This window comes from Rhizobium sp. BK112, from assembly GCF_014193215.1.
Taxonomy (GTDB): Bacteria; Pseudomonadota; Alphaproteobacteria; order Rhizobiales; family Rhizobiaceae; genus Rhizobium; species Rhizobium anhuiense.
This window is the reverse complement of record NZ_JACHYZ010000002.1, coordinates 709,451-731,296: the sequence shown is the minus strand read 5'-3', so window position 1 is coordinate 731,296 and position 21,846 is coordinate 709,451. Positions and strand designations below refer to the sequence as shown.

The window sequence follows — 21,846 nt, the reverse complement described above, 5'->3', positions numbered from 1 at the left end:
GTGGAGAAAATCCCTTACTGTTGTCCATTCTTCACCCTGCCACCGACGGCTTGCCGGAGGCTTGGCACGTGCAAATTTCGCGCAACGAGAGCGGACTTTCTTAAATATTGTGGTGACATCAAGGCAAGGCGGGCAGAGCGCCCTCCTTGCCTGTGGAAGGGCACCTCGACCCTTGGCGCATCCTTGCCGCTTGATCCGGGGCCGGTGCGCCTCTATCTCTTGCCAACCCGACATTCCCACCGGAGCCATTCCTTGTCCGTTTTCAAAAGTCTGCCGACACCGCCTGCCGCACCGAAGAAGCCGATCTCCGATATGCGCCACGGCATTACCCGCACGGACGATTATGCCTGGCTGCGCGCCGACAACTGGCAGGCGATGTTCAAGGATCCGTCGATCCTCGACCCCGAGATCCGCCGGCATCTGGAAGCCGAAAACGCCTATATGAACGCAGCGATGGAAGACACCAAGCCGCTGCAGAAGGTGCTGTTTTCCGAAATGCGCGGCCGCATCAAGGAGGACGACAGCTCGGTGCCGATGAAGGACGGCGCCTATGCCTACGGCACCTTTTATGTCACCGGCGGCGAACAGCCGCGCTATTTCCGCATCGCCCGCGACGGCAATGTCGCCGACGAGACGATCCGCACCGTGCTGCTCGACGGCGACAAGGAGGCCGCCGGCAAGGCCTATTTCCGCCTCGCCGGTCTCGACCATACGAGCGACCACAGCCGCGGCATCTGGGGCTATGACGACAAGGGCTCGGAATTCTTCACGCTGCAGGTCCGCGATCTCGCAACCGGCGAGGACCTTGCCGACCGGATCGAGAATACCGGCGGCGGCGGCGTCTGGGCGCCCGACGGCAAGAGCTTCTTCTATTCGGCGCTGGACGAGAACCACCGGCCGTCGAAGGTATTCCACCACATTCTCGGCCAGCCGCAGTCGGAAGACCGGCTGGTCTATGAAGAGCCGGATGCCGGCTTCTTCATGGGCGTCGGCGGCTCGCTGCTCGACGATTTCATCTATGTCGACATTCACGACCACGAGACCAGCGAATACCGGCTGCTGTCGACCAAGGACCTGACCGCCGAGCCGAAGCTGGTGGCGGCGCGCGAGGAAGGCATCGAATATTCGCTGACCGAGGGCGGCGACGTCTTCTACATCCTGACCAATGACGGCGGCGCCAAGGATTTCAAGATCATGGAAGCGCCGGTTGCTAAGCCGGGCAAGGAAAACTGGCGCGAAGTGGTGCCGCACAAGCCCGGCACGCTCATCATCAGCCACATGGCCTATGCCCGCCATCTCCTCTGGCTGGAGCGCAAGGACGGGCTGCCGCAGATCATGATCCGCGACCGGGCGACCGGCGAGGAGCATGCGATCGCCTTTGCCGAGGAAGCCTATTCGCTGGGGCTGCAGGGTGCAGCCGAATACGACACGGATATCATCCGCTTCTCCTATTCCTCGATGACGACACCGTCGCAGCTCTACGACTACAACATGGTGACGCGCGAACGCACGCTGTTGAAGACGCAGGAGGTGCCGTCCGGCCACAATCCCGACGACTACATCACCCGCCGCGTCTTCGCCCCGGCCTGGGATGGCGAGAAGGTGCCGGTCACCCTGCTCTATCGCCGGGATACCCCCCTCGACGGCACGGCACCCTGCCTTCTCTACGGCTACGGCGCCTACGGCATCACCATTCCGGCCGGCTTCAACACCAATTGCCTGTCGCTCGCCGACCGCGGCTTCGTCTATGCCATCGCCCATATCCGCGGCGGCAAGGACAAGGGGTTTGCCTGGTACGAAGACGGCAAGATGGACAAGAAGACGAATACCTTCAAGGACTTCGTCGCCGCGGCCGATTATCTGAATCAACAGAAGTTCACCTCTTACGCGAAGATCATCGCCGAGGGCGGATCGGCCGGCGGCATGCTGATGGGCGCGGTTGCCAATATGGCGCCGGAGAAGTTCGCCGGCATCATTGCCGCCGTTCCCTTCGTCGACGTGCTCAACACCATGCTGGACGATACGCTGCCGCTCACCCCGCCCGAGTGGCCGGAATGGGGCAACCCGATCGACAGCAAGGAAGAATACGAGCAGATCGCCTCCTACTCGCCCTATGACAATGTCGGTGCGAAAGCCTACCCGCCGGTTCTGGCGCTCGGCGGCCTGACGGACCCGCGCGTCACCTATTGGGAGCCGGCCAAATGGGTGGCGAAGCTGCGCGATAAGACGACCGGCGACGCGCCGATCCTGCTCAAGACGAATATGGACGCCGGCCATGGCGGCGCTTCGGGCCGCTTCCAGCGGCTGGAAGAGATCGCCTTCGAGTATGCGTTTGCGATCAAGGTTGCGGGGAAGATGTAAGGGTTGGGTGGGGCGTCACAGAGGCCAGGGAGAGAGAAATGCCCGTCTATGTCGCCCTACTCCGCGCCGTCAATGTCGGCGGCACCAGCTCTCTGCCGATGGCCGAGCTGAAGGCAGTCTGCGAAGGCCTCGGCTTTACCGAGGTGAAGACCTACATCCAGAGCGGCAACGTGCTTTTCCGCTCGGACGAGGCGGAAAAGACGGTGGAGGAGCGGCTCGACGAAGCGCTCGGCAAAAAGATGGGCAAGCGGCCAGGGGTGATGGTGCGCAGCCGCAAAGAACTCGACAAGATCGCTGCCGACGCCCCCTTTCCCGAGGCCAAGCCGAACTTCCTGCTCGTCCACTTCCTGCCCGAAAAGGCACCCGGTGATGCGCTGGAAAAGATGGTGGCGCCCGATGGCGAGGAGGCCAAGCTCGCCGGCCGGGAAATCTATGTGCATTATCCCAATGGATCCGGCCGCTCGAAGCTGAAACTGTCGGCGCTGAAGCCCGCAACCTCGCGCAATCTCAATACCGTGCGCAAGCTCGCCGAATTGGCAGCGGCGCTGGAAGGCAAGGACTGAGGGGCCTCAAAAAGTCAGTGCGGTTCTGCGCTTCCAAGAAAAGTTGAACCGCCCGACGCCCTCGGCATTTCCACCACCGGCAGAAAGAGCATCTTCACGAAGGTGCGCAGCATCAGCACCTGTTCGGCCAGCGTGTTCGGCTCCTTCAGCGTCTTCGACAGGACGATGCCGCCTTCCAGGACGGAGGACACCATGTCGGCGAGCTGGTCGACATTGACGGGTTCGCGCGGCGGATAGATGGCCATGATCTCCCGCAGCATGCGGCCGAAACGGCGCCGCCATGCAAGCACCGCATTCCGATTGGTCTCCTGTATCTCGCGGTCGAACAACCGCTCGTAGTAGCAGACGGTCGCCACGAGGCAGCCGGGATGGCCGTTCGGCAGGTCGGAGAGCAGTTCGGACAGCAGCTTCAGACCGAGCAGGAAGGATTGCAGCGGATCGTCGACCAGATCGCGCGCGCGGCTGAAGATCTCATCGTAGATGCGCTCGTCATTTTCGATGTAGCGGTTGAGCAGCGCCTTGGCGAGCTCGTTCTTGTCCCGGAAATGATAGAAGAAGCCGCTCTTGGTGATGCCGGTCTCGGCGATCAGCTCCTCGATGGAGGTGCCGCCGAAACCCTTCTGCAAGACCGCCGCTTCGGCCACATCGAGGATGCGGGTCCGCGTTTCCTCGCCCTTTCGCATGTCCCCTCCTGCCCTGGCTCCTGTACCGGCGGTACGGTTTTCAGCGCCGCATATTCAGATCTGCCATCGCCCCGGCAGCATCGAGTGAAGCAAGCAATTGATATCCATCGGCAAAAACCAAAACCGCCTGGAGTATACCTCAAGTCGCCTAGTTTGGCAGCCGAATAAGCGTCAGAACATCATTGATCGACAGCAGCCGTTTCTGGCGCTGCGAGGGAGAGACTTCACAATGGCAAAGTACAGAAACGGTTTGCCGCAACTCAAAGGCGGCACCTTCATTACCGATGGCGGCATGGAAACGACGTTGATCTTTCACGAAGGGATCGAACTTCCGCATTTTGCCGCCTTCATATTGCTTTCTTCCGAAGAGGGGCGGCAGCGCATGCGGAATTACTATCGCCGCTACCTCGATATCGCACGGCGCCACGGCACAGGCTTCGTGCTCGACACTGCCACATGGCGGGCCAATCCGGACTGGGGGCAGAAGCTCGGCTATACCAGCGAAGCCTTGAAGGCGGTCAACGAGGAGGCCGTCGACCTGCTCGTCGGCTTGCGCAGCGCCTATGAGCGGCCGGAGCAGCAGATCGTCATCAGCGGCGCGATCGGCCCGCGCGGTGACGGTTATAAGGCGGGCATCATGGATGCGGCCGAGGCGGAGGACTACCACGCCTTCCAGATCGCGGCTTTCGCCGGCACGGAGGCCGATATGGTCAGCGCTTTTACGCTGACCAATATCGACGAGGCGATCGGCGTGGCGCGGGCGGCACAGGCGCTCGGCATGCCCTCGGCCATCTCCTTCACGCTGGAGACGGATGGCCGGCTGGTGACGGGCCGCAGCATTCAGGACGCCATCGAGACGACGGATGCGGCCACCGGCGGGGCGCCGGCCTATTACATGATCAACTGCGCGCATCCGACGCATTTCGAAGCCGCGCTCGATCCCGAAAGCGCCTGGGTGAAGCGCATTTCCGGCATCCGCGCCAATGCCTCGACCATGAGCCACGAGCAGCTGGACAATAGCGAGACGCTGGATGCCGGCGATCCCGCAGATCTCGGCCGCCGCTACCGCAAACTGCTCGGCCGCATGCCCGCGGTGCGCGTGCTCGGCGGCTGCTGCGGCACCGACCACCGCCATGTTGCAGCGATCTGCGAGGCATGCCTGCCGCAGGCGGCGTGACGACCTGAGAGGGAGGAGAGAATGACGATTGGATGGACGATGATGGGAGTGGTGACACGGGAGCACGGCTGGCACGATCTGTGGCTTGCGATCACGGGACGGCACAGGCGCCCCGAGCCTGAGGCGGCCGTGGAGGTGGCGCTGCGCGATAGCGATCTCGCCTTCGGCGGCTTCGACGGCCAGGTGACCTATGGGCTTGAGGCGGACTGGCGCGAGGGCCGGTCCTCGCGACGCAGGCGGCTGCGGGCGCCGGTCGGCTTCTGACGAAGGGAAAGCCGGCGTCAGCCTTTGGCGGCGCCTTTCGACGGTTTGGCCTTGTAGCCGCTGATCTCCTCGCCGGCGGTCGGGGAGAAGCGCAGGTTCCAGAAGGTCGCGGTGATCGAGATGATCGTGACGACGACGAATGCGGCCGAAAAATCGCCGAGAGCAGGCGTTTCGGCGCCTGACAGGGCCATGGAGCCGTGCAGCGCCAAGGCGCCGATGCAGATGCCGAGCGACAGCATCAGCTGCTGGAAGGTGGTGTAGAAGCTGGTGGCCGAGCTCATCCGCTCCTTGTCGATCTCGTCATAGGCAATGGTGTTATAGGCGGTGAACTGGAACGACAGGAAGAAGGCGCTGAGCACCAGGACGACGAAGATCAGCGGCATCGGCCAGTCCGGCCGGAAGGCGGCGCAGAGGCCATAGCCAATCGTGCCGAAGATGCCGTTGAGGACGAGGCTGCGGCGGAAGCCCAGCCGGCTGAAGACGAACTTCGCCATCGGCTTCATGGCGAGCGCGCCGATCGCGGTGGCGATGACGATCTGGCCGGCCGCGGCGGCAGACAGGCCGAAGCCGATCTGGAAAAGCAGCGGCAGCAGGAAGGGCTGCGCCCCTTGCGTGATGCGCGTCAACGAACCGGCGATGACTGACGTGCCGAAGCTCGGCACCTTCATCAGCGAGAAATCCATGATCGGCGACGGGTGTTTGCGGGCATGCTTGAGATAGGCGATGCCGAAGATGAGGCCAAGGGCGATCAGGAAGATCGAGAAGGCGCCCTCGCCTTCATGGCTCGACATTTCGAAGCCGAAGAGCAGCGAGCCGAGCGAGATTCCGGAGAGGATGAAGCCGATCGTATCGAAGGGACCGCTGGCCTTGCCCTTCACCTCGTCAATGTAGATCGAGACGAAGATCATGCCGATGATGCCGACCGGCACGTTGATATAGAAGATCCAGCGCCAGTCGAGATAGGTGACGATGAAGCCGCCGAGCGGCGGACCGATGATCGGGCCGATCAGCGCCGGCACCAGCAGCCATGACATGGCGCTGACCATATCCTTGCGGTCGACGCTGCGCATCAGCACCAGGCGCCCGACCGGCATCATCATCGCGCCACCCATGCCCTGCAGCAGCCGCGCCAGCACCAGGAAGGACAGCGTCGGCGCGAGCGCACAAAGGATGGAGCCGGCGACGAAGACGGCGATGGCGGCGCGGAAGACGGTGCGCGAGCCGAAACTGTCGGCCATCCGGCCGCTTGCCGGAATGAAGATCGCCAGGCTCAGGAGATAGGAGGTGAGTGCGATCGACATGGCCGGCGCGCTGACGGCGAAATCGCGCGCCATGGTGGGCAGCGCCGTCGCCAGCACGGTCGCATCGATATTTTCCATCAGCATCGCACTCGCGACAATCATCGCGATCACCCGGAAATTGGGCGCGGCGCGCCGAACCATCGGCGCCTGGTAAATCTGATCCGACATCGTCCGGAATCACTCGCGGTGGCGCGGCGGAGCACACGAAGCAGCTGGGCCGCGGAGATGACATGGCGCAAGGCCAAGGGGAGACGATTTGCTATACGCCGGCGATCATGGCGGCGCTATGTCCTTTATGGCAAAGCTGCTTTGACGAGAGGTAAAGGCAGATCACGATTCCTTGCATTCGTCCGCTCTTCGTGAAGGTCTTCATCTCCCGGCTTGCGCGGCATGCATCCCAGCCCTACCTATGAGTGATGACCTCCGCCCTGCAGACAAACCGGCCCGGTGCGGCCTTTCCGTTCGACAACAGCTATGTCGGCTTGCCTCAGCACTTCTTTGCGCCGCAGGCGCCGACGCCGGTGGCGGAGCCCTGGCTGATCAAGCTGAACGAGCCGCTCGCCGCCGAGCTCGGGCTTGACGTCGAGGCCCTGCGCCGCGACGGTGCGGCGATCTTTTCCGGCAATCTCCTGCCCGAAGGGGCCGAACCGCTGGCCATGGCCTATGCCGGGCATCAGTTCGGCGGCTTCTCGCCGCAGCTCGGCGACGGGCGGGCGATCCTTCTCGGCGAGGTGATCGACCGCAACGGCAAGCGCTACGACATCCAGCTGAAGGGTGCGGGCCCGACGCCTTTTTCGCGTCGCGGCGACGGCCGGGCGGCAATCGGGCCGGTGCTCAGGGAATATATCATCAGCGAGGCGATGTTTGCGCTCGACATACCCGCCACGCGGGCGCTGGCGGCGGTGACGACAGGCGAGCCGGTCTATCGCGAAGAGGTGCTGCCGGGGGCGGTCTTCACCCGCGTCGCAGCCAGCCATATCCGTGTCGGCACCTTCCAGTATTTCGCGGCCAGGGGCGACACCGACGGCGTGCGGGCGCTGGCCGACTATGTGATCGACCGGCATTATCCGGCGCTGAAAGAGGCCGAGAACCCCTATCTCGCGCTTTTCGATGCGGTCTCCGAGCGCCAGGCGGCGTTGATCGCCCGCTGGCTGCATGTCGGATTTATCCATGGCGTGATGAATACCGACAATATGACCGTCTCCGGCGAGACCATCGATTTCGGCCCCTGCGCCTTCATGGATACCTATGACCCGGCGACCGTCTTCTCGTCGATCGACCAGCACGGGCGTTATGCCTATGCCAACCAGCCGGGCATCGGCCAATGGAACCTCGCAAGGCTCGGCGAGACACTGCTGTCGCTGATCGACGTCAATCCCGACAGCGCCGTCGACAAGGCGAATGTGGTGATCAAGAATTATGGCGAACGGTTCCAGGCGCATTGGCTGGCCGGCATGCGAGAGAAGATCGGCCTTGCCGGGCAAGAGGACGGCGATCTCGAACTGGTGCAGGCACTGCTGTCGCTGATGCAGACGCAGGCCGCCGATTTCACCCTGACCTTCCGGCGGCTGTCGGATCTTGCCGGCGATGACGCGGCAGAGCCGGGTTTTGCGGCGAGTTTCCGCGAACCGGAGGCCTGCGGCGCCTGGCTTGCGCAGTGGCGCGAGCGGCTGTCGCGCGATCCGCAGACGGCCACCGTGCGCGCCATTGCCATGCGCAGCGTCAATCCGGCCTTCATTCCACGCAATCACCGGGTCGAGCAGGCGATCGAGGCCGCGGTCGAGAACGGCGATTTCTCGCTGTTCGAGGCGCTGCTGACCGTGCTTTCAAAACCCTATGAGGATCAGCCGGGCTTTGCCGCCTATCGGGCACCGCCGAAGCCGGACGAACGGGTGCTCGCGACCTTCTGCGGGACGTAACAGGCGTCGTCATCTCCTCACAACCAGCATCAAGCCCAGTTCAGGGTATCCAAAACGTGACGACAGCCTGCGGCAATTGTGGCCGTTGAAAGGCATCTCCTTCGCGCTATCTGGCTGATCGGCGGGACTTTTCCGCCGATCCCTCACCCGGCGAACCTCAGCGGGAGATACAGCCTTATGGCGATCGTCATCACCTCCATCTTCTTCATCATCATCGGGCTGGCCCTCGGCGGCGGCGGGCTGTGGCTCGTCACGCTCGGCGGCAGCGTCTTCTATCTGTTCGCCGGGCTGATGTTCCTGATCACCGCCGGGCTGCTGCTGATGCGCAAGGCGGTGGCGCTCTGGGTCTATGCGGTGCTTGTTGTCACCGCGCTCGGCTGGGCGGTGTGGGAGGTCGGCTTCGACTGGTGGCAGTTGGGGCCGCGCGGCGGAATGATCATCCTGCTCGGGCTCTGGCTGCTGACGCCCTGGATCCGCCGGCCGCTCGGCCTGCGCAGCCCGACCGGCTTCACTTACGGCGCCAATCCCTTGCCGCTCGCCATACCCGTCATCTTCGCCATTCTCGTCGCCCTCTATTCGATGACCACAGATCCGCACGATCTTGCCGGCGATCTGCCGACCGACAAGGTCGCCGCCAGCCCCGCCTTCGGCGGCAGCGTGCCGGACGGCGAATGGCATCAATACGGCCGCACGCCCTTCGGCCAGCGCTATTCGCCGCTCGACCAGATCACCGCCGAAAACGTCTCCACCCTCAAGGAGGTGTGGCGATACCAGACCGGCGACGTCAAGCGGCCGGAGGATGTCGGCGAGACGACCTATCAGGTAACGCCGCTCAAGGTGAAGGACACGCTCTATCTCTGCACGCCGCATAATTGGGCGATCGCGCTCGACGCCAAGACCGGCAAGGAGAAATGGAAGTACGACGCCAACTCCGGCATGAACCCCGACCGGCAGCATCAGACCTGCCGCGGCGTCACCTATTATGCCGATCCCGCCGTTGCCGCCGGCCAGCCCTGCGCCGAGCGCGTCTACCTGCCGACATCCGACGCCCGGCTGATCGCGCTCGATGCGGCGGACGGGAAGATCTGCACCAGCTTTGCCAATCAGGGCGTGCTGCATCTGGAAGCCGGCATGCGCTACAACCCGGCCGGCTATTATTATTCCACCTCGCCGCCGGTCGCGGTGGCGGGCAAGATCATCATCGGCGGCGCGGTCAACGACAACTACTCCACCCAGGAGCAGTCCGGCGTCATCCGCGCCTTCGACATCAATACCGGCGCGCTCATCTGGAACTGGGATTCCGGCAATCCCGACGTGACGACGCCGCTCACCGAAGGGCAGACCTATACCACCAATTCGCCGAACAGCTGGTCGGTCTTCAGCGTCGACGAGGCGCTCGGCATGGTCTACCTCCCGCTCGGCAACCAGGTGCCCGATCAGCTCGGCATCAACCGCAGCGACAATGTCGAGAAATTCTCCTCCTCGATCGTCGCGCTCGATATCGCCACCGGCCAGCTGCGCTGGGTGCGCCAGACCGTGCACCACGATCTCTGGGACATGGACGTGCCGGCACAGCCCGTTCTGATCGATCTGACGAAGCAGGACGGCACGACCGTTCCCGCCCTGGTCGGCCCGACCAAGCAGGGCGATATCTATGTGCTCGACCGGCGGACCGGCGAGCCGATCATTCCGGTCAAGGAAATCCCGGCGCCGGGCGGCGCCGTGGCCGGCGATCATACCTCGCCGACGCAACCGATCTCCGATCTCACCTTCTCGCCCGAGCCGCTTCAGGAAAAGGACATGTGGGGCGTGTCGCTGTTCGACCAGCTCGCCTGCCGCATCGACTTCCGCCGTTATCGCTACGAGGGCCGCTACACCCCGCCTTCGCTCAAAGGCACGATCGTCTATCCCGGCAATTTCGGCACCTTCAACTGGGGCTCGGTGGCGGTGGATCCGGAGCGGCAGATCATGTTCGGCATGCCGACCTATCTCGCCTTCACCTCGCGCCTGGTGCCGGCGGCCGACATTCCGCCGAGGGGCCAGGACGAGAAGGGCAGCGAACAGGGACTCAACCGCAATGACGGCGCGCCCTACGGCGTCTTCATGGGTCCCTTCCTCGGGCTGCTCAAAATCCCCTGCCAGGCGCCGCCCTGGGGCTATGTCGCCGGCGTCGACCTGCGCACAGGCAAGATCGCCTATATGCACAAGAACGGCACCGTGCACGACATGACGCCGCTGCCCCTGCCCTTCAAGGTGGGCGTGCCGGGCATCGGCGGGCCGATGCTGACCAAGGGCGGCGTCGCCTTCCTCGGGGCTGCGGTCGACAACTATCTGCGCGCTTACGACGTGACGAGTGGGCGGCAGCTCTGGCAGGGACGGCTTCCCGCCGGCGGCCAGGCGACGCCGATGACCTATATGGCTGATGACAACAAACAATATGTCGTCATGGTCGCCGGCGGCCACGGCTCGGTCGGCACGAAGCCCGGCGACTACGTGATCGCCTACACGCTGCCTTGATGGCCCAAGGCTCTTCGGTTCGCGCCCATGGCAGCCCCTCACTGCCTGTGGCTTGCCCCTCACCCCAACCTTACCGGGGTCGAGCCCCTCGTCTCGACCCGTCCTTCGGACCCCCGCTCGCGGGGAGAAGGGACGTGCCAAACGCGGCCTCGAGGTTGAGGAAGGCGGCGCGGCATGGTCTCTTCGCCCCGTTTACGGGGAGAGGATGCCGGCAAGCGGATGAGGGGCTGGTTTCAGGATTTCATACAACTCGCGGGAAACCCGCGTCAGCTTTCTCCCGATTCACACCATCTCGACGATCATGCGGCCGACTTCGGCGAAGACCGGGTTGAGTTCCGTCACCGGTGCGGTCGCCTCGGCGATATAGACGGCGGCGACGATCGGGCCGCGATCCGGGGGCCAGATGACGGCGATATCGCCGAGAGAGCCGTTCGGGCCGGTGCCGGTCTTGTCACCGACCTTCCAATCCTGGGGCAGGCCGGCCCGCAGCCGTTCCTTGCCTGTGGTGCTGGCCACCAGCCAGGCGATCAGCCGGTCGCAGGAAGCCTCGGCAAGCACCGAGCCGAGCGTCAGGTTGCCGAGCGTGTCGAGCATCGCCTCCGGGGTCGTCGTGTCGCGCGGATCGCCCTTCCTGCCCTCGTTCAGCGTCGGTTCGGTGCGGTCGAGACGCGTGGTGCCATCGCCGATCGAGCGCAGCCAATCGGTCAGTCCTGCCGGCCCGCCAAAACTTTCGAGCAGCAGGTTGCCGGCGGTATTGTCGCTGACGCTCACCGCCGCCTCGCAGAGTTCAGCAACGGTCATGCCGTCGGTGCCCGCATGTTTTTCGCTGAGCGGCGAATAGTCGACGAGTTTGTCCTTGCCATAAGTCACCCGCCGGTCGAGCTTCTCCTCGCCCTTGTCGACACGGGCCAGCACGAAACCTGCTGCCAGCGCCTTGAAGGAGCTGCACATCGGAAAGGCCTCGCTGCCGCGATAGCCGAAGGAGATGCTCGTTTCAGTGTCGAGCACCGAAACGCCGAGACGGCCGCCGGTGCGTTTTTCGAGCGCAGCAAGGCGGTGCTGGATGTCGTCGTCGCCCTTCTCGGTATTCTCCTCCTTGGTCCCCTCCTCGGCATTGGCGGGAAGCACCAGCGCGGGCAGGCCCATCGCAGGCAGGCAAAGGGCCGAGCCGAGCAGCATGCGGCGGGTCAAACTGAGATCCATGAAATCCTCCGGCGGGTGGGAGGACAGAGCTAAGGAGCGATTGCGGCGACTTGTCGTCAACGCGGCGACTTCTTCGCCCGCCGAGCGACCTCTATCGTCCGCACTGGTCACGCGGCGCGGGTGACCTCGACCGTCACATGGGACAATTCCTCCAGGCCCGAAAGCCTGCCCTTGTAGAAAGCCGGGTCGCGCGGCTGCGAGGTGAGGACGGCGACGATTGCCGCATGATGGCCGGGGCCGACCTGCCAGACATGCAGATCGGTGATCCGGTCGTCCTCGGTCTCGATGGCGCCGCGGATTTCGGCCGGCAGCGTCTCGCCTTCGGGGACGACGTCGAGAAGGACGCCGCCCGAGGATTTCATCAGGCTCCATGACCAGTTGGCGATGACCAACCCGCCGACAATGCCCATGATGGGATCGAGCCAGAGCCAGCCGTAAAGGCTGCCGAGCGTCAGCGCCGCGATGGCGAGCACGGAGGTCAGGGCATCGGCGATGACGTGCAGGTAGGCGGCGCGGATATTGTTGTCGCCAGTCTTTGTGTGGTGGGCGTGGTCGCCATGTCCATGGCGCCCGTGATCGCCATGTCCGTGGTGGCCGTGAGCGTGATGATGGTGGCCATGGTGCGCATGCTGGCCATGCGCGTGCATATGATGGCCATGCGCGGCATGGCCGCCGCCGGCGAGCAGCCAGGCGCTGGCGAGGTTGACGGCAAGGCCGATGACCGCAACGGCAATCGCCTGGGCAAAACCGATCGGCACGGGGTTAGAAAGGCGCAGCAGGCTTTCGCAGGCCATCAGCAGGGCAATCAGGGCAAGGACGATGGCGCTGGCAAAGCCGGCGAGATCGCCGAGCTTGCCGGTGCCGAAGGTGAAGCGCGGATTGCGCGCCTGCCGACGGGCGAAGAGATAGGCGAGCGCCGAAATCAGCAGCGCACTGGCATGGGTCGACATGTGCCAGCCGTCGGCAACAAGGGCCATGGAGCCGTAGACGGTGCCGGCGGCGATTTCCGCCACCATCATCACCGCCGTCAGCGCGATCACCAGCCAGATGCGCCGCTCATTGCGCGTGTGATCGGCGCCGAGGAAGACATGGTCGTGTTCCAGGGCGTCCATTCCAGCCTTGTCGATTCCGGCACGCATTACAGGCTCCTTCTTCACGGCATTCAGCGAATATAGATTCTCAAGACTTCCGATATTTCCTCGACCGCCTCGGCCCTCGCCGCATCATTGGCGGCATTCAGCACATGTTCGCGCAAGTGGTCGTCGAGCACCTCGCCGGTCAACCCGGTCAGCGCGCCACGGATCGAGGCGAGCAGCTGCAGAATTTCGCCGCAGGGGCGCTCAGCCTCGAGCGCACGCTCGACCGCCTCCATCTGCCCTTTCAGGCGGCTGATGCGGGCGACGAGCTTCTTTTTCTGCAGGGTGGTGTGGGACATGGTGGGTTCTCATATAGCATAGGGGGGTATAGTATCAAGCGTGAAGCCAGAGCTCAATGCCGATGATGTCGTTCAGCACCGCTCCTTCTCGCGACATTCGATGCGATCATGGCCGCGCGAGCCCCTCACAGCATTTTCTAATGAAAGCGAATGCGCGGCTTAATCCGCCATTGACAAAGGCCGCGTTTCCGACGATCTATGGCCCATGATCAAAAACGCGCACCAGAGCCGCTCGTATTTTTGGCTGTACCTGTAAAGGGCGGCCGGACAAGATCATATTGTCAACAAGCCGCCGTCAGGCGGCTTTGTTGTATCGGCAGCGTCCTGACGGCAGAATATCAAAGGACGCGAAGACCATGACCGAAATCGAAGACAGCGAAATTTCACTGATGCGCCCATCGGTGGTAACGATCCGCGCCGCCAAGCCGCGCGACCTGCCCGAGCTCAACGAGATGATCGCCCTGCTCGCCGCCCATCATGGCGATGCGGCTGCGACAACGCCGGAGCAACTGGAGCGCGACCTCTTCGGTCCGCTGCCCTGGATCCATGCGCTCGTGGCCGAGACCGCCGAAGGGCTGATCGGATACGCCATTCTCGTGCCGCTCTACAGGGCGCAGGAAGGCAAGCGCGGCATGGACCTGCACCATCTGTTCGTGCGCGACGGCCATCGCGGTCACGGCACCGGCCAGTTGCTCGTCGACCGGGCGCGCGAAACCGCCCGCAAAGCCGGCTGCGGCTACCTCTCCGTCAGTGCTGCGACCGGAAACGTGCTGGCGCACCGCTTCTACGAACAGCTGGATTTCACCCCGCGTCCGGTAACCGGCATGCGCTACATGCAGTCGATCGCCTGAAGCGCGTCGGGCATGGTGCGAGCGGTGTTGCGATAACGGGATGCATTAACAAAAAGCCCTAAAGCGCGACGAACGAATCTGAAAGATTGCGACGCGCTTCAAGGCTGGCAGGCACGAGGCGCCCGCCGGGTTTATGCAGGAACCGGTTTCAGCCTACCGACAATTATCGAATTGCATGAGGAGCTTTCATGCCAGATTTCAAGCTACATTGCTTTGCTCTCTCGGGGAACTGTTACAAGGTCGCGCTCTTCTTCGCACTTGCCGGCATCGAGTGGGAGAGCACTTTCGTTGACTATCTGGGCGGCGAAACGCGCACCGAAGAATGGCGAAAGACCATAAACGAGCAGGGCGAAGCCCCTGTGCTCGAACATGGGCAAACGAAGATCAGCCAATCGGGGATCATCCTTGACTATTTGTCGGAGGTGACTGGGCACTTCGGGGCGCAGACAGCCGAAGAACGACGAGACATCATGCGTTGGATTCTTTTCGATAACCACAAATTCACGAGCTATTACGCGACGTTGAGGTTCATGTATGGCCTGCAGAAGTGCGGCGAGACGCCAGTCGTCGAGTTTTTAAGACTGAGGGCTAAAGCTGCCTACGCAATCGTCGACGAACATCTGGCGCGTCGGGCCTTCGTGGTTGGCGACCGGCTGACGATCGCAGACCTCTCTTTGGCGGGCTACGTCTTCATGCCGGAGGAAACCGGGATCGATCACAGCGCCTTTCCGGCTATTGCAGCTTGGAAAGATCGGATCAGAAACATGGCTGGCTGGCGCCATCCCTATGATCTCATGCCGGGTCCCACCTCCCTGTAGACAGAGCATGGGATCTTCCGAAGGCGCCAAGCAACCAAGTGAACGCGCGAAAGCCCTCGCCCGGTTGGCACCGTTATTTCCACTGGGTCCCGTCAACGGCGGCGCAGCCGTATGGCGGCAGGGAACCGGCAAAGGTGATTTTCAGCTTGGCGCAGCCCCAGCTGTTGATCGGGCCGGGCATGGCATTGTTGAGCGTGATGCCGATTTCATCATAGGGGCTGTCGGTGTTGGTGATATAGCGATACCAGCGGAAACCGGTGAAAATCACGACCGCAAGTGCGATCGTCAGCAGCAGGCGAAGCAATCTTTTCATGATATGTCCTTGAAATACAAACGTCGCCGTTTAGCACCGACATATCGAAGCGGAAAGCGCTGCCGCCGCCGGGCAAAGCGATATCCCGTAGAAAGATATTATCAACTGCAGGCCGCAGTGACTTCGCCCCACCACTAACGCCCCGGCACGGCCTTCAGATAGGCGGCGATTGCCTCACGGTCGGCGGCCGGGAGATGGGCGATGTTCTGCTGCACATCGACCATCGAGCCGCCGACGGAATCGAAATCGGGCGTGAAGCCGGTTTCGAGATAGCTGGCGATATCGGCCTCGCTCCAGCCGCCGATGCTCTTGGAGGCCGGCGTGATATCGGGTATGCGGCCCTTGCCTTCCGGATTGGGAGCGCCGGCAAGCCATTGATCCGCCGTAAAGCCGCCGAGCGCATCGCGCGGCGTATGGCATTCGCCGCAATGACCGGGACCTTCGACGAGATATTGCCCGCGCTTGATCTTGTCGTCGCTCTTTGCCAGCGCCACGCGCGGCTGGTCGTTGAAATAGAGGAATTTCCAGCCGCCGAGCGCAAGCCGGATATTGAAGGGGAACGGCAGCTCATGCGGCGGCGCGACGTTTGCGCTCTTCGGCAGGGTTTTCAGGAAGGCGTAGATATCGTTGACGTCCTTGTCGCTCATCCGGGAATAGGAGGCATAGGGAAAGGATGGGTAGAGATGCTGACCGCCCGGGCCGACGCCGCGCTTCATGGCATTGCCGAACTCGGCAAGCGTCCAGCCGCCGATACCGGCCTTTTCATCGGGTGAGATGTTCGGCACGTGGAAGGTTCCGAAAGGGCTCTTCAGCGCCAGGCCGCCTGACAGTGTCAGCTTGGCATCACCTTCGGAACCGGGTGCGGCATGACAGCTGACGCAGCCGCCCGCCCAGAAGACCATCTCACCGTTTGCCGTATCAGGCGCGCCGAGATTGGCCCAATGGCTTTCCGGCAGCGGATCGGGTGCGGTGACGAGATAGAAGGCGCCTCCGCCGAGGACGGCGACGCCGATCAGACAGAGCAATAACCGGATGAACCTGCGGACCATGCGCCGCCTCCCCTTTTGCCGAGATTTCCGCGTCGATCGATCCCCCGATCGATCTGCGCAGGCGGAGAATAAGGCGATCCGCGCCGGCGACAAGGCCGGCGCGGATCCTGTATCCAGATGAAAATGGCCTATCGCTCACTTGCTGAGGCGATAGGCCTTGTGACAGCCGCCGCAATTGGCGCCGAGCGTGTTCATCGTGGCGCCGACGGCCGCAGGATCGGCCGGAAGCTGAGCCAGCGCGGTTTCAGCGTCGCTGGAGAGCTTGGCGGCGCGCGCCTTGAAGTCGTCCATGTTTTCCCAGATTTTCGGGCTCGCGCCTTCGTCATTCGTGTCCGTGCCCGGCTTGAACTGGTCGGGGAAGACCTTGGCAGTTGCGGCGATCGTCGTCAGCGCCGCCTTCACTGCCTCGGCGTCATAGGGCTTGGTGCCCTTGGCGATGGCTGCCAAGGCCCCCGCCGAACCGCCGATCTGCTTCATCAACGCAACGCGCGAATCATGAGTGCCGTCGGCGGCGGTCACCGAACCGGCGGCCATGCCGGCCATCGCCAGGGCCGCAGCTACTGCTTTCCAATTCATATTCCTCTCCATTTCTCCTCGGCCAGGGTGGCCGAAGGCCAATCTGCACCGGGAGCATGCCAAAATCCATGCGTCCGGGCAGTCACGTTTTGCCGGATCATCATAAAAACAATGTGATAGGCCGCAGCGGCTCAAGCGCTTTTCCACCCCTGCCAGAGGCTGAAGGCGGAGACCGCAACCAGCAGCAGTCCGGCGAAGCGGCCGACAAAGGCCGTGACGTCAGGGTTGGCGACGAGCAGGTCGCGGCTGCGGCCGGCCGTCATCGCCAGTGTGCCGTAGATGGCGAACTGGGTGACGACAGTCATGACGCCCATGATCAGCCCCTGTATCCAGAGCGGACCATATTCCGGTCTCAGGAACTGCGGGTAGACGGCAAACATGAAGATATAGGCCTTCGGGTTGACCAAACAGGTGACGGCCCCCTGGCGGAAGGCGCGCCAGCCGGAGCGCGCCGTTCCCGGCCCGACCGCCTCGACGGTGATCGAGCTGCGGATCAGCGAAATCCCGATCCAGATCATGTAGGCCACGCCGGCAAAGAGCAGCACGTTGAAAAGCTGGGGCAGCATGGTGACGAGCACGCCGACGCCGGCCGCGCCATAGGCCGAATGTACCGCACCCCCGGCCATGATGCCGCCGGTTGCCGCCAGCCCACGCTTGACGCCGCCAGTCAGCGAATTGGCGAGCACGAAGAGCATGTCCATGCCCGGCACGATGATGATGCCGAACAGAAGGGTGAAGAAAAGCCAGAGGTTTTCATGGTAGTTCATGTCAGTTACCGCCTTGAATTTCTGCGGGCCGTTTTCAAAGACCCTGATTGATTTCAATCTGATAGGCGGCTCTATACGGGAACCCAACTGACAGTGTACTGTCAGGAGCGTGGCGGATGGGAGAGGTTAAATGCGCAAGGCCTCGCGGCTTTTCGAGATCATTCAGATCCTCCGGCTGGCAAGAAAGCCGATAACGGCGGCTGACATGGCCGAGACGCTCGAAGTGACCGCGCGCTCGATCTATCGCGACATCGCCGCACTCCAGGCGATGCGGGTGCCGATCGAAGGCGGGCGCGGCATCGGCTACATCATGCGACCGGGCTTCGACCTGCCGCCCTTAATGTTCTCGATCGAGGAGATGGAGGCGATCGTGCTGTCGCTGGCGCTGCTCGACCGGACGGCGGACGAGGAACTGAAACAGGCGGCGCGCCGGGTCAACCGGAAGATTTCAGGCGCGGTGCCCGCCCCGCTGCGCCAGGCGATGGACAACAAGGCGCTCTATGCCTGGGGCTCGATCGCGCAGCCGGCCGGCTTGGACCTGGCGATCGTGCGCCGGGCGATCCGCGACGAACGCAAGCTGATGCTCGGCTACCGCGACGAACTCGGCCGCGCCAGCGAAAGGACGATCCGGCCGATCGCACTGATCTATTATTCGCAGACCGCCAATATCGTCGCCTGGTGCGAACTGCGCCAGGCGATCCGCAATTTCCGCAGCGACCGGGTGGAACGCTGCGCGCCGAGCGAGGATTACTTCAAGGGCGACGGCGATGGGCTGCGGGAATTGTGGACGAGCGGCTGGACGGAGAAGGCTGTTCCTGCCTGAGGCGCGGCGTTTGAGGTACGAGCAGGCGTCAGTGTCACCTAACATTCCGGCCATGAGGTTGGCGAGACCAGCCCCTCATCCGCCTGCCGGCACCTCTGCCTGGATCGAGCCACGTGTCTCGACCCCGGTAAGGTTATAGGGTGAGGGGCAGCTGCTCGCGTGAATCAAACAGTAGCGAGCAACCTAATAAGCCAGCGCGCGGCTCTCTTCCCGGCCGAAGCCGCGGATTTCGAGGCGGTCGGGATGGACCTCGACGATCGCGAAAGCGTTTTTGGTCTCAGTGTCGACCACGCCCTTGAAATTGACGAAGTGGCAGGCGCCGGCCATGCCGTAATTGCCGACATGGTCGTGGCCGTTGAGATAGGCAATGACATTGCTGCGTGAGGCGAGCAGCGCGACGATGCGTTCGCTGTCCCACATGCCATGCTCGCTCGGCGGATGCACCGGATAGTGATTCATGACGATTACCTTCTCGCCGGCCGCGGCCGCTTTTGCGATTTCATCGCCGAGCCAGGCAAACTGCTCGTCGCTCAGCGCGGCATTCCAGCGATGGGCATTCGCCGCGCCCTTGGCCTGCAGCTCCGCCAGCATCTCGGCGGCCAACGCGCGATGAGGATGGCCTTCGGGCGGCGCGAAGATACTGACCTCGTTGCCGTCGAGCACGATGAAGCGCCAGCCGTGGCGCAAGAAGCTGTGATAGGGCGACGGCATGCCGAGACGCGCGGCAACTTCGGAGAGATGCCCCGCCGAAACCGAGAAATCATGATTGCCGAGCAGGAAGAGCGCCTCATGCCGGAGCTTCCGATAGACCGGCAGGATATCGTCGAAGCTTGAAAAGCTGCGGTCGATGACATCGCCGAGCGTCATGACGAAGCTCAGTTCCTCACCGTTGAATGTCTCGATCGCCTCGGCGACCTTGGCGAGGCTGTTGGCATAGTGGCGATCCATGGCCACATGCGGCGCGATCGCCGCATATTGCGGATCGGCGATGATGCCGAAGCGGAACAGGGGAGAATCGGAAGACGACATGGGGGCGTGATTAGGAGCGGTCGGTGACAGGGATGTGACGGCTTTGTGTGAAAACAAAACACCCGGCGCCTGAGACGCCGGGTGCTGAATTCTAAGAGGCGGGCGACATCGCCACCATGGCGGCGAGTCCGGTGCCGCTTACTTCGTGGCTTCTTCGTAGCGTTCCAGGACGTAGTCCCAGTTGATCAGGCTATCGACGAAAGCTTCGAGATATTTCGGGCGGGCGTTGCGATAGTCGATGTAGTAGGAATGCTCCCAGACGTCGACGCCGAGGATCGGGGTGGCGCCGTGAACCAGCGGATTTTCGCCGTTCGGGGTCTTGGAGATCTCGAGCTTGCCGTTCTTGACGGAAACCCAGGCCCAGCCGGAGCCGAACTGGGTGGCGCCGGCATTGGCGAAATCGGCCTTGAACTTGTCGTAGCCGCCGAGATCGGAGGTGAAGGCCGCTTCGAGCTTGCCCGGCAGCTTGTTGCCGCCGCCGCCCTTCTTCATCCACTTCCAGAAATGGATGTGGTTGTAGTGCTGGGCCGCGTTGTTGAAGAGGCCGGCATTGGTGCCGAAAGACTTCTTGACGACGTCTTCGAGCGAGAGATCCGAAAGACCGGCTTCGGCGGCGAGCTTGTTGCCGTTGTCGACATAGGCCTTGTGGTGCTTGTCGTGGTGGAACTCCAGCGTTTCCTTCGACATGAAGGGAGCAAGCGCTTCGTAATCATAGGGAAGTTCAGGCAATTCGAAAGCCATGTCAGATCTCCTCTTGGCAATAGATTGCGTCATCGGCAGGTGTGGCGGAACATAGGAGGGGAAAGGGGGAGAGGCAACCGGCGAAATATCAAAAAACGACCGGCCGGAGGAAAATTTGCCTCAGTTACGGGGCTTTAGTCGCGCGGGCAAATCGCCCGGGTTGCGCGCCGCGAAAACCGCTTCGCCTGTGACGGAGATCAACGGAGACCGATATGAACAGGAATATAATCCAGCTTCTCGCTGCCGCCGTGCTACTTTCGCTCCCAGCTGCGGCGCATGCCTCCTCCGACGATGCCTGGAAGCAGCTTGCTGCCGACGTCGAAGCCAAAAGCAAGAAGGCAGCGGTCACGATCGAAAAGCCCAGCGCCACTGTCGATCCCTTCGGCAGCTCGCATTACGGACTCGCCCTGGTGACGGGCAAACCGAAGGGTGCCAAGGGGCTGATTGCCCAGATCTGCGTCTACGACAAGCAAAAGAAAACCGTCGAGATCGGCAGCGAGCTAGATGCCAAACAGCTCGGGCTGATGCCGGCAAAATAGTCTGCTGCGGGTGATCCACCATGGCTATTTGTGACCTGCGTCACATTCCTCGGGAACCGAAGCCTACCCTTGGGAGTTGAAAGGCTGGGCTTTCGAGCGGATCAGCTTTTTCATGGAAGCGCGCAACCGCTCCAAATCTTTTGTTTTAAGCAATTCCGAACGCAAAACCGCTGTGCACTTTTGCTGGACTTGCTGGGGAGGTGTCGGCATGTCAGAGCTTCGCAACCGGGCGGACGATCAGCAGAAAATCTATCAGCGCTGGGCGCCGGTCTATGACCGGGTCTATCGCGGCATCCTGCGCGATGGCCACCGCAAGCTGGCGGCGCTGGCCGCCGCGGCCGGCACCGATATTCTGGAGATCGGCGTCGGCACCGGCCTGACGCTCGGGCACTACCCGCGCCGCTGCCGGGTGACCGGCATCGACATTTCCGAACATATGATCGTGCGGGCGCGCGAAAAGGCGAAACGCGAAAACCTGCAGCATGTGCAGGCGCTCGATGTGATGGATGCGCATGCGCTGAGCTATGCCGACCGGTCTTTCGATGCGGTCTGCCTGCCTTTCGTCATCACGCTCATCCCCGAGCCCGAACGTGCGCTTGACGAATGCGCAAGGGTGCTGCGGCCGGGCGGCGAGATCATCCTTGCCAGCAAGCTTGGCGACGGCGCCGGCCTGCAGGGCGCGATCGAGACGGCGGTGGCGCCGCTGGTGCGTCATATCGGCTGGTCCTCTGCCTTCCGTATCCACCGCATCATCGCCTGGGCCGAGCGCCGCGGCGATTTTGACGCTGCCGAAATCCTGCCGGTCTTTCCGAACGGCTTCTTCAAGATCATCCGGCTGAAGCAGCGCGAACCTATCGCCTGAGAGGATTGGCCGCCTGAGACCGGAACTTTTTTCCCCGCGTCGTTTGTTCTGATAC

At 62.9% G+C, this 21,846-nt stretch carries 22 protein-coding genes; 11 read left to right on the top strand and 11 right to left on the bottom strand.

Annotated elements, in window-relative coordinates:
• The first annotated feature begins 252 nt into the window (after window positions 1-252).
• Together FHT75_RS09060 and FHT75_RS09055 are read left to right on the top strand one after the other, a co-directional pair.
• A complete protein-coding gene (locus FHT75_RS09060) occupies window positions 253-2,361 on the top strand; it encodes a S9 family peptidase (protein WP_183844661.1) in 2,109 nt (702 codons plus the stop codon).
• 38 nt (window positions 2,362-2,399) lie between these two features.
• Window positions 2,400-2,924, top strand: coding sequence for a DUF1697 domain-containing protein (locus FHT75_RS09055; protein ID WP_047614278.1), 525 nt, complete (start codon window positions 2,400-2,402; stop codon window positions 2,922-2,924).
• Window positions 2,925-2,938: 14 nt separating this feature from the next.
• Here FHT75_RS09055 and FHT75_RS09050 read toward each other — a convergent pair whose 3' ends face one another.
• Window positions 2,939-3,607: a TetR/AcrR family transcriptional regulator gene (locus FHT75_RS09050; protein WP_025570163.1), complete on the bottom strand. Its 669-nt coding sequence runs from the start codon at window positions 3,605-3,607 to the stop codon at window positions 2,939-2,941.
• Window positions 3,608-3,836: 229 nt separating this feature from the next.
• Here FHT75_RS09050 and FHT75_RS09045 point away from each other — a divergent pair, with 229 nt between their 5' ends.
• Together FHT75_RS09045 and FHT75_RS09040 are read left to right on the top strand one after the other, a co-directional pair.
• Complete coding sequence (locus tag FHT75_RS09045) at window positions 3,837-4,784, top strand: homocysteine S-methyltransferase family protein (protein WP_063476643.1); 948 nt, start codon at window positions 3,837-3,839, stop codon at window positions 4,782-4,784.
• Window positions 4,785-4,805: 21 nt separating this feature from the next.
• Entirely contained in the window at window positions 4,806-5,048 is a 243-nt protein-coding gene (locus FHT75_RS09040) for a hypothetical protein (RefSeq protein WP_028756890.1), read from the top strand.
• Window positions 5,049-5,065: 17 nt separating this feature from the next.
• On the opposite strand, the gene FHT75_RS09035 is transcribed toward FHT75_RS09040, so the two are convergent.
• Entirely contained in the window at window positions 5,066-6,517 is a 1,452-nt protein-coding gene (locus FHT75_RS09035; protein WP_025570158.1) for an MFS transporter, read from the bottom strand.
• A 248-nt stretch (window positions 6,518-6,765) separates the two neighbouring features.
• Here FHT75_RS09035 and FHT75_RS09030 point away from each other — a divergent pair, with 248 nt between their 5' ends.
• Together FHT75_RS09030 and FHT75_RS09025 are read left to right on the top strand one after the other, a co-directional pair.
• Window positions 6,766-8,268 (top strand): protein adenylyltransferase SelO, encoded by a 1,503-nt coding sequence (locus FHT75_RS09030; protein ID WP_063476642.1) that lies wholly within the window; start codon window positions 6,766-6,768, stop codon window positions 8,266-8,268.
• Between the two features lie 177 nt (window positions 8,269-8,445).
• Entirely contained in the window at window positions 8,446-10,785 is a 2,340-nt protein-coding gene (locus FHT75_RS09025; protein WP_183844662.1) for a glucose/quinate/shikimate family membrane-bound PQQ-dependent dehydrogenase, read from the top strand.
• Window positions 10,786-11,067: 282 nt separating this feature from the next.
• On the opposite strand, the gene bla is transcribed toward FHT75_RS09025, so the two are convergent.
• From bla to dmeR, 3 genes are all read right to left on the bottom strand, one after another.
• Entirely contained in the window at window positions 11,068-11,988 is a 921-nt protein-coding gene (gene bla, locus FHT75_RS09020) for a class A beta-lactamase (protein ID WP_082849767.1), read from the bottom strand.
• Window positions 11,989-12,095: 107 nt separating this feature from the next.
• Window positions 12,096-13,127 (bottom strand): CDF family Co(II)/Ni(II) efflux transporter DmeF, encoded by a 1,032-nt coding sequence (gene dmeF, locus FHT75_RS09015; protein WP_063476640.1) that lies wholly within the window; start codon window positions 13,125-13,127, stop codon window positions 12,096-12,098.
• 23 nt (window positions 13,128-13,150) lie between these two features.
• Window positions 13,151-13,423, bottom strand: coding sequence for a Ni(II)/Co(II)-sensing transcriptional repressor DmeR (dmeR, locus tag FHT75_RS09010; protein ID WP_025570150.1), 273 nt, complete (start codon window positions 13,421-13,423; stop codon window positions 13,151-13,153).
• Window positions 13,424-13,779: 356 nt separating this feature from the next.
• Here dmeR and FHT75_RS09005 point away from each other — a divergent pair, with 356 nt between their 5' ends.
• Together FHT75_RS09005 and FHT75_RS09000 are read left to right on the top strand one after the other, a co-directional pair.
• Window positions 13,780-14,274: a GNAT family N-acetyltransferase gene (locus FHT75_RS09005; protein ID WP_025570147.1), complete on the top strand. Its 495-nt coding sequence runs from the start codon at window positions 13,780-13,782 to the stop codon at window positions 14,272-14,274.
• A 188-nt stretch (window positions 14,275-14,462) separates the two neighbouring features.
• Window positions 14,463-15,092, top strand: coding sequence for a glutathione S-transferase family protein (locus FHT75_RS09000; RefSeq protein ID WP_025570145.1), 630 nt, complete (start codon window positions 14,463-14,465; stop codon window positions 15,090-15,092).
• 73 nt (window positions 15,093-15,165) lie between these two features.
• Here the strand turns inward: FHT75_RS09000 and FHT75_RS08995 are convergent, their stop codons facing one another.
• The 4 genes from FHT75_RS08995 to FHT75_RS08980 form a co-directional block, all read right to left on the bottom strand.
• Window positions 15,166-15,405, bottom strand: a complete 240-nt coding sequence (locus FHT75_RS08995; protein ID WP_183844663.1) for a hypothetical protein — start codon at window positions 15,403-15,405, stop codon at window positions 15,166-15,168.
• A 134-nt stretch (window positions 15,406-15,539) separates the two neighbouring features.
• On the bottom strand, window positions 15,540-16,454 hold the full coding sequence (locus tag FHT75_RS08990; RefSeq protein WP_063476638.1) for a cytochrome c: 915 nt from the start codon (window positions 16,452-16,454) through the stop codon (window positions 15,540-15,542).
• 135 nt (window positions 16,455-16,589) lie between these two features.
• On the bottom strand, window positions 16,590-17,030 hold the full coding sequence (locus tag FHT75_RS08985; protein WP_025570139.1) for a c-type cytochrome: 441 nt from the start codon (window positions 17,028-17,030) through the stop codon (window positions 16,590-16,592).
• Between the two features lie 131 nt (window positions 17,031-17,161).
• Window positions 17,162-17,797 (bottom strand): LysE family translocator, encoded by a 636-nt coding sequence (locus tag FHT75_RS08980; RefSeq protein WP_047614260.1) that lies wholly within the window; start codon window positions 17,795-17,797, stop codon window positions 17,162-17,164.
• Between the two features lie 130 nt (window positions 17,798-17,927).
• Between FHT75_RS08980 and FHT75_RS08975 the strand changes: the two genes are divergently transcribed.
• Entirely contained in the window at window positions 17,928-18,620 is a 693-nt protein-coding gene (locus FHT75_RS08975) for a helix-turn-helix transcriptional regulator (RefSeq protein ID WP_063476637.1), read from the top strand.
• Window positions 18,621-18,803: 183 nt separating this feature from the next.
• On the opposite strand, the gene FHT75_RS08970 is transcribed toward FHT75_RS08975, so the two are convergent.
• Both FHT75_RS08970 and FHT75_RS08965 read right to left on the bottom strand, forming a co-directional pair.
• Window positions 18,804-19,649, bottom strand: coding sequence for a metallophosphoesterase (locus FHT75_RS08970; RefSeq protein ID WP_063476636.1), 846 nt, complete (start codon window positions 19,647-19,649; stop codon window positions 18,804-18,806).
• Between the two features lie 138 nt (window positions 19,650-19,787).
• The gene (locus tag FHT75_RS08965) at window positions 19,788-20,390 is read right to left on the bottom strand and encodes a superoxide dismutase (protein WP_008528928.1); all 603 of its coding nucleotides are present in this window, start codon (window positions 20,388-20,390) and stop codon (window positions 19,788-19,790) included.
• 212 nt (window positions 20,391-20,602) lie between these two features.
• On the opposite strand from FHT75_RS08965, the gene FHT75_RS08960 reads away from it, so the two are divergent.
• Entirely contained in the window at window positions 20,603-20,929 is a 327-nt protein-coding gene (locus FHT75_RS08960) for a hypothetical protein (RefSeq protein WP_183844664.1), read from the top strand.
• A 208-nt stretch (window positions 20,930-21,137) separates the two neighbouring features.
• Window positions 21,138-21,791: a class I SAM-dependent methyltransferase gene (locus FHT75_RS08955; RefSeq protein ID WP_063476634.1), complete on the top strand. Its 654-nt coding sequence runs from the start codon at window positions 21,138-21,140 to the stop codon at window positions 21,789-21,791.
• Window positions 21,792-21,846: the final 55 nt, after the last annotated feature.